The sequence below is a fragment of the Proteiniclasticum aestuarii genome, from assembly GCF_017368455.1.
GTDB classification, from domain to species: Bacteria; Bacillota; Clostridia; order Clostridiales; family Clostridiaceae; genus Proteiniclasticum; species Proteiniclasticum aestuarii.
Genome location: NZ_JAFNJU010000007.1, coordinates 36,214 through 49,022 on the forward strand (window position 1 = coordinate 36,214; position 12,809 = coordinate 49,022).

The 12,809-nt window shown below is 45.2% G+C and carries 13 protein-coding genes; 6 read left to right on the forward strand and 7 right to left on the reverse strand.

Annotated elements, in window-relative coordinates; translation table 11 throughout:
• Positions 1 to 2: 2 nt before the first annotated feature.
• The 6 genes from J3A84_RS09745 to J3A84_RS09770 all read right to left on the reverse strand — a co-directional run bounded on the left by J3A84_RS09745 (position 3) and on the right by J3A84_RS09770 (position 4,913).
• A complete protein-coding gene (locus tag J3A84_RS09745; RefSeq protein ID WP_207599835.1) occupies positions 3 to 566 on the reverse strand; it encodes a hypothetical protein in 564 nt (187 codons plus the stop codon).
• A gap of 96 nt (positions 567 to 662) precedes the next feature.
• Entirely contained in the window at positions 663 to 908 is a 246-nt protein-coding gene (locus J3A84_RS09750) for a hypothetical protein (protein ID WP_207599836.1), read from the reverse strand.
• Positions 909 to 930: 22 nt separating this feature from the next.
• Entirely contained in the window at positions 931 to 2,304 is a 1,374-nt protein-coding gene (locus tag J3A84_RS09755; RefSeq protein WP_207599837.1) for a DUF4179 domain-containing protein, read from the reverse strand.
• Positions 2,291 to 2,806, reverse strand: coding sequence for a sigma-70 family RNA polymerase sigma factor (locus J3A84_RS09760; protein WP_207599838.1), 516 nt, complete (start codon positions 2,804 to 2,806; stop codon positions 2,291 to 2,293). The genes J3A84_RS09755 and J3A84_RS09760 overlap by 14 nt, the downstream gene beginning before the upstream one ends.
• A 228-nt stretch (positions 2,807 to 3,034) precedes the next feature.
• The gene (locus J3A84_RS09765; RefSeq protein WP_207599839.1) at positions 3,035 to 4,411 is read right to left on the reverse strand and encodes a DUF4179 domain-containing protein; all 1,377 of its coding nucleotides are present in this window, start codon (positions 4,409 to 4,411) and stop codon (positions 3,035 to 3,037) included.
• Positions 4,398 to 4,913 carry a sigma-70 family RNA polymerase sigma factor gene (locus J3A84_RS09770; protein ID WP_207599840.1) on the reverse strand — a complete coding sequence of 172 codons (516 nt, stop codon included), beginning with the start codon at positions 4,911 to 4,913 and terminating at the stop codon, positions 4,398 to 4,400. The genes J3A84_RS09765 and J3A84_RS09770 overlap by 14 nt, the downstream gene beginning before the upstream one ends.
• Before the next feature lie 396 nt (positions 4,914 to 5,309).
• On the opposite strand from J3A84_RS09770, the gene J3A84_RS09775 reads away from it, so the two are divergent.
• Positions 5,310 to 7,139 (forward strand): LTA synthase family protein, encoded by a 1,830-nt coding sequence (locus J3A84_RS09775; RefSeq protein WP_207599841.1) that lies wholly within the window; start codon positions 5,310 to 5,312, stop codon positions 7,137 to 7,139.
• A gap of 82 nt (positions 7,140 to 7,221) precedes the next feature.
• Here the strand turns inward: J3A84_RS09775 and J3A84_RS09780 are convergent, their stop codons facing one another.
• On the reverse strand, positions 7,222 to 8,187 hold the full coding sequence (locus J3A84_RS09780; RefSeq protein ID WP_207599842.1) for a helix-turn-helix domain-containing protein: 966 nt from the start codon (positions 8,185 to 8,187) through the stop codon (positions 7,222 to 7,224).
• 453 nt (positions 8,188 to 8,640) lie between these two features.
• Between J3A84_RS09780 and J3A84_RS09785 the strand changes: the two genes are divergently transcribed.
• The 5 genes from J3A84_RS09785 to J3A84_RS09805 all read left to right on the forward strand — a co-directional run bounded on the left by J3A84_RS09785 (position 8,641) and on the right by J3A84_RS09805 (position 12,757).
• Complete coding sequence (locus J3A84_RS09785) at positions 8,641 to 8,790, forward strand: hypothetical protein (RefSeq protein WP_207599843.1); 150 nt, start codon at positions 8,641 to 8,643, stop codon at positions 8,788 to 8,790.
• Between the two features lie 58 nt (positions 8,791 to 8,848).
• Positions 8,849 to 9,709, forward strand: coding sequence for an ATP-binding cassette domain-containing protein (locus tag J3A84_RS09790; RefSeq protein WP_207599844.1), 861 nt, complete (start codon positions 8,849 to 8,851; stop codon positions 9,707 to 9,709).
• 343 nt (positions 9,710 to 10,052) lie between these two features.
• Positions 10,053 to 10,808: a 2-dehydro-3-deoxy-D-gluconate 5-dehydrogenase KduD gene (gene kduD, locus J3A84_RS09795; RefSeq protein ID WP_207599845.1), complete on the forward strand. Its 756-nt coding sequence runs from the start codon at positions 10,053 to 10,055 to the stop codon at positions 10,806 to 10,808.
• 21 nt (positions 10,809 to 10,829) lie between these two features.
• A complete protein-coding gene (gene kduI, locus J3A84_RS09800; protein WP_207599846.1) occupies positions 10,830 to 11,666 on the forward strand; it encodes a 5-dehydro-4-deoxy-D-glucuronate isomerase in 837 nt (278 codons plus the stop codon).
• Positions 11,667 to 11,737: 71 nt separating this feature from the next.
• Positions 11,738 to 12,757 carry a TRAP transporter substrate-binding protein gene (locus J3A84_RS09805; RefSeq protein ID WP_207599847.1) on the forward strand — a complete coding sequence of 340 codons (1,020 nt, stop codon included), beginning with the start codon at positions 11,738 to 11,740 and terminating at the stop codon, positions 12,755 to 12,757.
• The last annotated feature ends 52 nt before the right edge of the window (positions 12,758 to 12,809 follow it).

Here is a 12,809-nt window from a genome sequence, read left to right on the forward strand (position 1 = left end):
TTTTAGTTGTTCTGAGTTGGGAGCGGATCATAGACTTTGATGCTGTTTTTTCTCAGATACTGATTGATCCCTTCGTAATCCTTGTTCTTGTAAGCCTGCCTGTTATCTTTCAGCACTTTTTCAAGTGTCGAGGATACCACCTGACGCTTCCCGTCAAAAAGAGCATCAATCTCCTTTTTGATGGTGGTTACTCTATAGGCGTCTTTACTTACCACCAGATATCCGTTCTCCTTGATTTTTGTAATCATTTCCTTCATTTCATTGTGGGAAGGAGATTTTTCCACAAGAAATTCATCGGTGAGATCCTCTCCCTCATGATTCACAATGACATAGTCTATGCTCCCTGGAAGGTTTGCCAGGGTTTCATTAAGTATCGTATAGAGCTTGCTTCGGATCTCTTCTTCCGGCTCTGCATTATAGGTCAGGCTGCTCTCATAAAAGGGCAGCACTTGGGTATCCACCACGATGCTGCGATTGTAGAGGGTTTCTTCTTCCCTGGTGCAACCGGACATGCTCATGACGCTTAGGATCAGCAGAAGCAGTAGAGTCATCGTTCTCTTTTTCAAAGTTAATCTTCCTCCTCGATATTACATCTGTAAGCATGGAAGGACAGGTGATGCATGGGCTCAAAACGCCTTCATCACCTGTCCTTCATAATTATTCTACAGGAACAGTCTGGTTGCAAACCAGTAGATCACATAGAAGACGGCAAGGATGGCAAGAACACCTGTGAGGTTTCGAAGAAGCCTCTTTCTCTTCTGCGCTTTATAGGAAAAATTCTCCTTGTCTCTTTTTTCCTCATCTGGTATCTCCATCCGGTTCTTCTCTTTTCTGGCCTGTTCCTTGATTTCCACTTCCTGACCCACTCGATTGGCCACGTGTCTGTTCTGATCAAAGTTAAAACTCATATGTTCACTTCCTTTCAGGATGTTAAGGTGCAGGTTCAAATTCTTCAGGGACATCAATAGGTATTCTTATGGGCTGTTCCAGTTTGTGGATGGGCATTTCACTGCCGCTTCTTTTTAATATGATTGTATCATTGATGTCCTCTTCGAAGATATAGGAAATATTTCTATATTCACCGAGATTCTGAAAGCTGCCCATAGGCATGCGTTTTTTCTCGCCGCTTCCTGTTTCATACTCGTAGTGGAAAATACCTTCAAATCCTTCAGGATCCTCTATGGTCACTTTGAAACCTAGCAGCGTTTTGTATCCTGTGGAATAGGTGGTCAGTTCAATGTTCGTCATGCTCTTGTCGACGGTTTTTTCAGCCGGTGTGAAGGTGATGTACTCCTCTTCCTTGTCCAGAAGCTTCACGCCATCGATGACCAGTTCCAGTCTGCCCGGCTGAGAAGACAGTCGGGATAGATCAAGAAAGATGCCGTATTGAGGGTGTGCTTTACTGAAGACCTGGTAGTCCAGGTTATCTCTTATGACCTCCTTTGTTTCAGCGTCCAGAACCTTTCCTCTGATGCTTACGATACGGTCTTTGTTATCAGGTTCCTCTTCAAAGAGAAGGATGGTGGATAGGGAACTGGTCTCGAGAGACTTCACGATCAGGTTGTTTCCGAGAAGGTCAAGGGAGACGTTGATGTCATTTCTTGGTCTTTCTATCATGTTTTCCAGTTTCAATTGGAATGAGAATTCTCCCAAAGCTTCTGAGCCAATCACTTTGTAGTACTCCTTCGTACCGGGCTCCCCCCTTAAGATCACTGCGCTGAATTCGATGCCCAGCTCCTCCGGGAAAGAAAGATCGCTTCCTGGTGGAAGCATCCCCATAAGGCTGAAATAGTGATTGTTGAAATTTCCGGAGGTGACCGCTTCACCGAGATAGAAATACTGTCCATACTCTTCTTTTGTTTTCAGATCATAGACTTTGAAATGCTCTATCTTCAGACGGTCGTAGTCATCCAGATTGATGTTCTCAGAGGTTTCAAAATAGAATCTGATATTCTTATCATCGGATAAAGCATACTGGAGATACATCTGATAATCTCCACTCTCAGAGAGCAGTCCCAATTCATCCAGGTCATCCTCATAAGGAGTAAGAAAGGACATGGCGGATAAAAAATCCTTCAACACGGGAATCTTTCTGATGTTTTCCGCCCAGGCGGTGTCGGTGTTGGCTGTGATGAACATGAAAACAAGCAGAAGACTGGTCACGGCGGAGCTGATCTTGATTCGTTTCTTTCTTCTTTCTTTCCCGAATCGCTTTTCGAATCGCTCTTCCACGCCGGAAAGGGCAGAGGGTTCGGTGTAGTTTTCTTCAATGAGATTTTTCAGATTGTCTTCATAGAGATTCATGGCGAAACCCTCCTTCCATGGAGATGAGATCTTCTTTCAGAAGTTCCAGTGCCTTCCTTGCACGGGTGGCTACGGTTCCCTGGGGAAGATCCAGAAAAATGGCGGTGTCTCTGACGCTGTAATCGGCAAAATACCGCAGGATGATGATTTCCTTCAGCTCTTCCGGGAGATTCTCCACGGCGCTTTTCACAGTCATGGACGTCTCGGTTTCCACTGCCTCGATATCAGGCAGATGCTCAGCTGGAACTTCCTTTTTCCTGCTTCTTAGGATTCTGTGGCATTCATTGATGAGAATCCTGGTGACCCAGGACTTCAGCGCTTCCGGGTCTTTCAGCTGTTTGAGCTTCGCGTAGCCTAAATAGACAGCTTCATCCACAGCTTCCAGGGCATCCGCCTCCCTGGACAGGTAACCATAAGCGATTTTGTACAGGATGCTTTTATAGGATGTGATGAATGAAAGATAGGAGTCCTTAGTCAGTGGTTTTTTCGCAAATAAGCCCAATGGTTTCATCCCCCCTTTACTTATTAGAGTGACCAGATGGCAGTATTATTCGGTTCCATACGCTTTTCGGTGTGATGGGATAATGAGTTTTACAAAGCAGTTGATCCTTCAATATCCACCAGAAGGTTCCGGATGCAGTTGCTCTCCTTATCCTATGTTTATCTGGAATCTCATCCGGGTTTTCATCGCTGCGCTGATTGCAGGTATGCCTGTTTATCGTAGATAGGATTATGGAGCAGGTGCAAATGCTTCAGGGATATCGATGAGGACTCTGGCCGGCTCTTTCAATGGCAGATAATGATTGTCGTTCCATCCATTTTGCTGCAAGGTGATTGTACCCTGAATTTCCTCCTCGAATTCATAGGAAATGGTGGACTTGTCCCCTACAGTGCTGTAGGAAGCATAAGGGAGGGGTTTCACTTCACCATCTTTCGTTTCGTAGTTGAAATAAAACGGGGTTGTAAAACCATTGGAGCCGACGTTGTCGATCTGGAAGGTGAGAACAGATTTTCCGCCGACGCTGCCTATGATAGATTCCATGCCTTCCATTTCCGGGCTCATGGTCTTCTTGTCAAAATCGATGGTAATGTATTCTTCGCTTTTATCCAGAAGATGGACGCCAGTGATGATGAGTTCAGCAGTGTGTGCCTCATTACGCATAGAGCGGGAGCCCAGCGCAATGCTTCGAATGTGAAAATCAGTATCATAGGAAACAAAGGATAAATCATCCGTGATGACTGCGCCTGTTTCCGTATCTATCAGCATGCCCTCGAATACGGTGATCCGGTGAGCGTTTTCAGGATCTTCTGAGACGATCAGATCTGCTGAGAGGGGACTTCTTTCCAGGGATTTGATGTTCAGATTGTTCCCGGCAAGGATCAGCGTCTCATTGATCTCACTTTTCTTTGTCTTGGACATTTTCTGCAGAGAAGTTTCAAAGGAGAATTCACCTAAATCTTCTGTGCTCTTCACTTCCATTCCCTGAGAGGAGGTGAAGTCTCTCCGCTCGATGGAGGCGGACAGGACAAAACCCATTTCAGTCGGGAAATGCATGTCCAGACCATGAGGCAGCATGCCCATGATATTCAGGTAATTGTGCTCAAAGGACTCTGCAAAAGCACTGTTTTCAGGCATAAAGGAAGAGGTATAATCATCACCGGTTTTCAGATCGTAAACCTTTTTTACCTCTACTTTCAGTCGGTCATACCCTTCCAGTGTGATGTATTCTGGAAACTGAAGATACAGAATAATCTCTTTCTCATCAGACAGGGCGTACTGGAGGTAGAGCTCATGCTCCCCATTGTCGGAAACAAGACCCAGCTCTTCAATCTGGTCCTCATAGTTAGAACTGAATGTCATAAAGGAAAAAAGCTCCTGCAATACTGGAATCTTTCTTAAGCTTTCCGCCCAGGCGGTATCGGTGTTGGCTGTGATGAACATGAAAACAAGCAGAAGACTGGTCACGGCGGAGCTGATCTTGATTCGTTTCTTTCTTCTTTCTTTCCCGAATCGCTTTTCAAATCGATCTTCCACGCCGGAAAGGGCAGAGGGTTCGGTGTAGTTTTCTTCAATGAGATTTTTCAGATTGTCTTCATAGAGATTCATGGCGCAACCCTCCTTCCATGGAGATGAGATCTTCTTTCAGAAGTTCCAGTGCCTTCCTTGCACGGGTGGCTACGGTTCCCTGGGGAAGATCCAGAAAAATGGCGGTGTCTCTGACGCTGTAATCGGCAAAATACCGCAGGATGATGATTTCCTTCAGCTCTTCCGGGAGATTCTCCACGGCGCTTTTCACAGTCATGGACGTCTCGGTTTCCATTGCCTCGATTTCAGGCAGATGCTCAGCTGGAACTTCCTTTTTCCTGCTTCTTAGGATTCTGTGGCATTCATTGATGAGAATCCTGGTGACCCAGGACTTCAGCGCTTCCGGGTCTTTCAGCTGTTTGAGCTTCGCGTAGCCTAAATAGACGGCCTCATCCACAGCTTCCAGGGCATCCGCCTCCCTGGACAGGTAACCATAAGCGATTTTGTACAGGATGCTTTTATAGGATGTGATGAATGAAAGATAGGAGTCCTTAGTCAGTGGTTTTTTCGCAAATAAGCCCAATGGTTTCATCCCCCCTTTACTTATTAGAGTGACCAGATGGCAGTTTTTATTTCAATTTAAGAAAATTTTTTATTTTATTTTCATCAAACTATGGTACTATAATAAAAGTCTAAAGATATGCTTAGATGAAAATGCGTTATCTCTATTATAGATTCAATTCTAAAGAAGATGAAGCATCTTTGGGTTCATTTTGAGAAAAGGGAATGGACGGAGCCTGATTATGTATAAAGAATCACAAAAAAATCGGAATCTTATAGTTTCGGTTAAATATGTTTCCGAATGCTTAAGTAAGGATGAAGCTTATCTTAAACAAATGTCGAAACTATAGTATTATAAATGGATTTTGGTATGATAGATTCAAAGAATTATGCACGGAAGGTGCAAGAGGTGAAATGTATGGACAGGATGATCAAAAGACTGACAAAAAACAAATGGACACTACCACTGATTCTGGTCGTGGTTTTATATTTGAAGTCCCTATTTCTTCTGGTGACACTCTATGAGGCAAGTCCCAGAATATTTCTCATGAGTCTTCTGAGTTTTGCGCCCATCAGCGTCATCGTTTCCTTCTCCTTTCTGTTTGAAGGAAGAAAGAAACTGATCTACCTGTTTCTGGTCAACGCATTCTACTCCATCACCTTCTATGCGGACATGACCTATTTTGACGGGCTCAACAGACTCTTCAGTCTCTATGTGCTGTACCTCAAGAACATCAGTCCTGAGTTCGCAGCCAGCACCGGGGAATACTTCATGAATCTGAATTTCCTTGTATTCACCGACCTTCCTTTTGCCCTGTACTTTGTGGTAAAGAGCAAGGGCATCGTGAAGAGAGAGACGGAAGCGGTGAAGAGAAACAGAGAGGCAACACTGAAGAAGATCAGTCTTTTCGGTACGGCTTTCGCCATGAGCTTCATCGTCATGCTGACACAGTTTTTCACTGTGTCAAAGACTGCGGGCATCGAAAACTACGAAAACCATGCACTGATGCTTTCTCCGGTGGGTAATCATATGATCAATATGGCAGCCTATGTAAGAGACAGCGTGAAGAGACTGAGTGAAGAAGAAGTAAGCGAAGTGGATGCCTGGTTCAACAGAAACAGCACCCACTTCAGCATAGATCAGCAGTATGAAGACCTGAAAGGAATTCTGGCAGGAAAGAACCTTATTGTGGTTCACTTTGAATCGCTGGAAAGCTTCGTGCTGGATTACGAGTTCGAAGGACAGGAGATCACGCCAAGCATCAACAAGCTGATGGAAAACAGCATCAGCTTCCCGAACGTATATGAGCAGATCCAGGAAGGGGTCAGTTCAGACTCAGAGCTCATGTTCAATACAGGACTCTACCCTGCACAGAAGGGCAGCGCCTTCATGAGCTATGGAGAGAATACGTACTTTGCCCTGCCTAAGCTTCTTCAGCGAAGCGGATACCATACCATGGCGGTGCATGGGGACAAGGACACATTCTGGAACCGAGACATCGTTTATCCGAATATCGGCATCGACGACTATATCCATGAGGATCTCTTTGAAGACAAGAGGTACAGCGGCCTGGGTATTCTCGATGAATCCCTGTTCAAGCAGTCTGTGAAGGAAATAGAGAGAACCTCAAAACCTTACTATTCCTATGTGATGACCGTCACTTCCCATACTCCGTTCACCATTGAAGAAGAACATCGATACCTTGGCGTACCAGGAGAGGACAATGACGCGGGGTATCTTGAGAGCATCCATTACACGGATTATCATCTTGGAAAGTTCTATGAGGAGCTGGAAGAAAAGGGTGAACTGGACAATACGGCCATCATCGTCTTCGGCGACCATGAAGGAATCCACAAGTATCATGAATCCGCTCTTCCTGAAAACAACAAAAAAGTGCCGTTCTTCATCCACATACCTGGTATGGAAGGAATGGAAGTGGACACCATCGGCGGCCAGGTAGATATGCTCCCTACAATTCTCTATCTGTTAGGAGCTGAGGAAGAGACCTACAGCGATAAGGTCATGGGCAGCAATCTCCTAAGAGAAGGTGTGGGTTCCGTGATTCTCTCCACAGGAGAAGTCATCGGGGTTCCCCATGATATGGACCACCTGACAGAGGCTCCCTACATTTCCAATCTCATCCTTACGGGAGACTACTTCGCGGTTTCTGATACGGATATCGATCTGGATGACATCATTGAAGTGGTGCACAGCGGAGAGAGAAAGAAAGACACCTATCTGGATTAGGGTTTCGTGAAGCGGGATCCAGGATCCCAGAACAGAAAAAAAAGAGAATAATGAATATAAAAATGACGCCTTTTAGAGGGCGTCATTTGCTTTTCAGAAATTCTGTCGGAAACTCAATGCCATACTGTTCTTCGGTGACATCCAGGTAAATGTCCAGAAGTTCTTCCTTCCCCGTCATTTTGAGAATGAAGAAGGCGGAGAACAGAGAGGATTTGTAGGTTTTATGTCGGAGCTTGTATTCTGCGATGCCTTTTCTGTAATAGAGAGAATTCAGTGCGTGAGTCAGTTCGCGGCTGAGGCAGTACGCTATTCCTTCATTGGCGACTTTGATCACTCGTTTGTGATTGTCCTCCAGATGATAGTTGTAGGAAATATTGGTGTAGATCTTGATGATGAGAAAATCCTGGTATTTTGAAGTGGTGCTGGTTTTTAGTCTGTCCAGGATGAAGTAGAGAATTTTAGTGCTGAGGGCCACTTCCTGATCTTCCGCTATGAGGATGGAGAGAAGAAGAAGAATCCGTAGCTCGATGTAGCTGTACTTATACTCCTTATAGTCTTCCAGCCTGAATGCAGGGATGGTCAGCTTCAGCGCATCCTGAAGAATGTTTCGTGCATCCTTGTGATCGCTGGCGAATCTGGAGTGATAGAGAGAGGCGCCTCTGATGAGCAGGAGAAACTGAATCACTTCATTGGGATTCACGATGGAGGATTCATTCTTTCCGGTGAATCCGAGCCGGATGTCCTCTTCCAGCTTCTTCATTTTCTGATCGTCGTAACAGGTGATGATGTCATCGAGCTCATCATGATATTCCGTGAGAAGCTTGTTGCTTCTGGCATTTTTCAAAAGCTCCAGAAGATCTTCCTTATAGATGGAGGAAAGCAGTTCCAGTGTTTCGTATCTTGGAATCACTTCTCCCTTTTCAATACGACGAAGTCCATCTGAACTGACTCCAGCCAGTTTCTGGATTTCCACCTGACTATAGCCCAGACTTTTTCGAAGTTCCTTCAGCTTTTCACCGAATTCCAGCAGATTGTAACTGATAAACATGTTGATACCTCATTTGCTATGTGTTTGTTACTTTCATTGTAAAACATACTTTTCCTGATGTATATCCTATCCATGTGAAATTGTCACAAAATTTAATGACGGTTTATAGGACGTACTTCTTTTTCCAGCGCCTTATCGAAGCAGTTTGTGGAGCAAAGAGGGAGGGATGGAAAGAGAAGAATCTGTATCTAACCTCATTGCAAAGAAAATTTAAGAAGCATAATTATTCACATACTGTGTAAAATCTGCATGGAATGTGCATGAAGTGCAAGGGTTCATATATATAGTAAAATGAAATACTAAATATTCTGAAAAAATACCATTTAGTTTCAGTTGGAAGCATTTTTGCTCAAAACACCCCCGAAATCCCGAAGAAGTTCGGGGTTTGTCCTCCGAAATAACTTGTATAATGAAGGCATAAAATACAAATATGTCTTGAAGGAGGAAAAAATCATGGCCAAAAAGTTTATCGCAAAAATGCTAGTTGCTGTTTTACTGTTTAGTACGGTGTTATCCGTACGAGCCTATGCCGGTGAGAACGATATTCCTCGTGTATTTCAGAGAAGTTCAATCATTGAACCTTTTGAGAGAGGGGACAACTGATTTCAGACAGCTGAAGGGGTAATGCATCTGCACAAGTAAGCGAATAAGGAGGTTTCCCATGAGTATGTTGCATGTAAAAGAGAAGTTCATAAATGTAGTGACGTCCATAAGGAATCCCGCCTTACTGGAAGAAAGATACCTGGAGCAGAGTCTTAGTTATCCCATGGCACTAGTCAGGAGGAACTTCATATACGAAGAAGCTGCTGCCACTAGGGGCCAGAATGAAATTTCCATAACGGATGTGTCCTTAAGAATTGGACAGGAGAAGATGCTGGATTGTGTCAGCATGGATTTTCTCCCAAAGAAGAAGTATCTGATCCTGGGCAATGAAGACTCAGGAGTGGATGTGCTTCTGGGCATTCTCACAAAAAGAATTCAGTCCTATGAAGGTACAGTCAGTGTGAAAGAGAAAAATCTGAAAAGAATAAGCAGAAATAGATTATCAGGGGAGCTTTCACTGATCAGTGAAGACATCCCTGTGCTGGAAGGCGATTATTACCGCAATGTGGTTCTCTCCAAAAACTGTGATCCCGAAACAGTAAGAGAGAATCTGGGGAGAGTAGGTCTTCTGACAAAAGAAGAAGGAGATTACAGGATGGAAAGAAACGAGTTCACTGCAGAGGAAAGAAAGAGAATATCCGTGGCAAGAGCACTGATGAATCATTCCTCCATACTGATTCTGGATGGAACAGCAGGCTCTGAAAAGAATGAGTCTGATTATGAGCTGGAAGAGCTGATACTCAATATGAGAGAAATGACGGTGCTGTCCATCAGCCATAAACTCACGAAATCACTGATGGAGAAATATGACAGAATCTTCATCATGGAAAAGGGATCCATCGTGGAAGAGGGCAGTTTCAGTGAACTGCTGCTGAACAATGATCATTTCTACAAATCCTATGTTTCCAGCGAAACATAGATTGTATAGCTGGCACAGAAATAAGCATGTCACTCTCCTTGGTGAATATAGACTTACTACTGAATGTGCCCCTAATAAGCGAATAGCGGAATCACCCACCCGATCCGAAGATTCTTCAAGTACACTTCCGAAAATGGAAGAAGGACTTGAAGAATCTTTTTTTGTGTTTTCTGTCATGAAAGGAGATGCGAAGAGAAAAGCGTTGGGGTGCATAGAAAAAAACCTATTTGTGAAAAGATTAATTTAATCAGAAATAGCTGTTGACGTTTACAGGTTTTGTGATTATAATGGTCGTATACATTGTATACATCGTATACGGTGAATACAATTCAAGGAGGAAGTTATGATAAATTTTTCGTTAGAAGGTAAAGTTGCGATCGTAACCGGAGCAGGAACAGGACTGGGTCAGGGCATAGCACTGGCTATGGCTGAAGCTGGAGCGGATATAGTGGGCGTGGCGCATATCGCCATGCCTGAAACAGAAAAGATGATTACGGATATGGGAAGAAGATTTGTCGGCATAGAAGCCGATCTTCTGAGCATTGAACCTGTAGAGCGAATCGTTTCTGAAGCAGTGGCTGCCATGGGGCATGTGGACATTCTTGTGAACAATGCAGGAATCATAAGGAGACAGGATGCGCTGGAATTCTCAGAGGAGAACTGGGACAGCGTCATGGACATCAATCTCAAGACCGTATTCTTCCTGTCCCAGGCTGCGGCAAAGCAGTATGTGAAGCAGGGAACCGGGGGAAAGATCATAAACATCGCATCCATGCTTTCCTATCAGGGTGGAATCAGAGTGCCTTCCTATACCGCAAGCAAGTCTGGCGTGAAGGGCATCACCATGGCCATGGCCAATGAGTGGGCGAAGCACAACATCAACATCAATGCCATCGCACCTGGATACATGGCCACGGACAATACGGCGGCACTGCGATCCGATGAAGAAAGAAGCAGCGAGATACTGGGCAGAATTCCAGCGGAAAGATGGGGAACCAAGGAAGACATCGGTGGACCGGCAGTATTCCTGGCATCGGAAGCATCAAGCTATATGAACGGATTCACGGTAGCTGTGGATGGCGGATGGCTTGCACGATAAGCATAAACGAAGGAGAACCAAATGAGATTAGAAACAAGATACTCGACTCATCCGGAGGATTCCAGACACTACACCACGGATGAAATCAGAGACCATTACCTGGTGGAGGAAGTATTTCTGCCAGAGGAAGCAAACTTTGTATACTCCCATAATGACCGAATCATAGCAGGGGGCATCATGCCGGTGAACGGCAGAGTCATCCTGGGCGTCGGAAAGGAATTGGGCGTTGAGTTTTTCTTCCAGAGAAGAGAGGGTGGAATCATCAACATCGGTGGAGCCGGTCAGGTGAAACTGGATGGACAGGTCTTTGACATGGGCCAGTATGACGGACTCTACATCGGCATGGGCACAAAGGATGTGGAATTCACAAGTATGGACAAAGAGAATCCTGCCAAGTACTACTTCAACAGCGCACCCGCCCATCACAGCTTCCCTACGAGAATCATCACGCTGGAACAGGCCAATAAGGTGCATCTGGGAAGCGTAGAAAACCTCAACAAGAGAACCATCAATCAGTATGTGCATCCAGCTGTATGCGAAAGCTGCCAGCTGGTCATGGGCATGACGAGACTGGAAGAAGGCAGTGTGTGGAACACCATGCCCTGTCACACCCATGAAAGAAGAATGGAAGTGTATTTCTATTTCAACCTTCATGAAAACGACAAGGTCTTCCATATGATGGGACAGCCTCAGGAGACAAGGCATATCATAGTAAGCAACGAGCAGGCGATCATTTCGCCAAGCTGGTCCATCCACAGTGGTGTCGGTACAGGAAAGTATACCTTCATCTGGGGCATGTGCGGAGAGAACATCGAGTTCACCGACATGGACCATGTGGATATGCAGGATCTGAGATAATTCAATGAGAGACCGAAGACATTCAGCAGCAGGTATCAATTAATAAAAAAATAAATTTTACGGGGGACAATATGAAAAAGATCGTATCAATCATGATGGCAGTTACAATGGCGCTAGGCGTAATGGCAGGATGTGGTGCAGATAAGGGCGCAGCGGAAGAAGGAAATGGCGGAGCTGTGAAGGAAACGGTTCTGAAGATCGCATTCAACCAGTCTGAAAATCATCCGCAGTACAAGGCGCTTGCAGCCTTCGGTGAAAAACTGAAGGAAGAAACTGCAGGAGCATACAGCCTTGAAATCGCACCCAATGCGCTTCTTGGAGACCAGAGAGCGACAGCGGAGCTTGTTCAGTCCGGAACCATCGCCATGGCAGTGGTAGGAAACCCCATCGTTGAGAACTTCAACAAGGAATTCGCTGTCATCGGACTTCCCTACATCTACGACAGTCTGGATCATCAGAAGGAAGTGTTCACATCCGGTGTTCTGGATGAACTCTTCGCTTCCACAGAAGCCAATGGATTCTTTGTAGCAGGTTCCTTCACAGCAGGTTCCAGAAATGTGTACACAGACAAGCCTATTGAAACTCCAGAAGATCTCGCCGGATACAAAGTCAGAGTCATGGAATCAGACACCATGGTGAAGATGCTGGACCTCATGGGTGGCGTTGGTACACCAATGGGCCAGGGTGAAGTCTACACAGCTGTGCAGCAGGGTGTCCTTGAAGGTGGAGAAAACAACGAAGTGACCTACGCGGATCTCAAGCACTATGAAATCGCACCTTACTTCTCCTACACACAGCATCTTATGGTACCGGATCTGATCATCATCAATGATGACATCTACAATGGCATGACCGCTGAAAACAAGGAGATCTTCGACAACCTGATGAACGAAACCATCATCAATGAATTTGAAGTCTGGAATGAAAGTGTGGAAGCAGCCAAGGCCATCGCGGTGGAGAACGGCGCAACATTCGTTGATGTCAACATCAAGCCTTTCCAGGAAAACGTGAAGCCGCTTCATGACGAAGTGACCGCAGCTTCCGAGGGAGCCAAGGCCATCTATGAAGCCATCAGAGGACTTGTAAAGTAAGCATAGGCAGGCAGTTTTGGAGAATCTGGGAAGCATGCTTTCCAGATTCTCT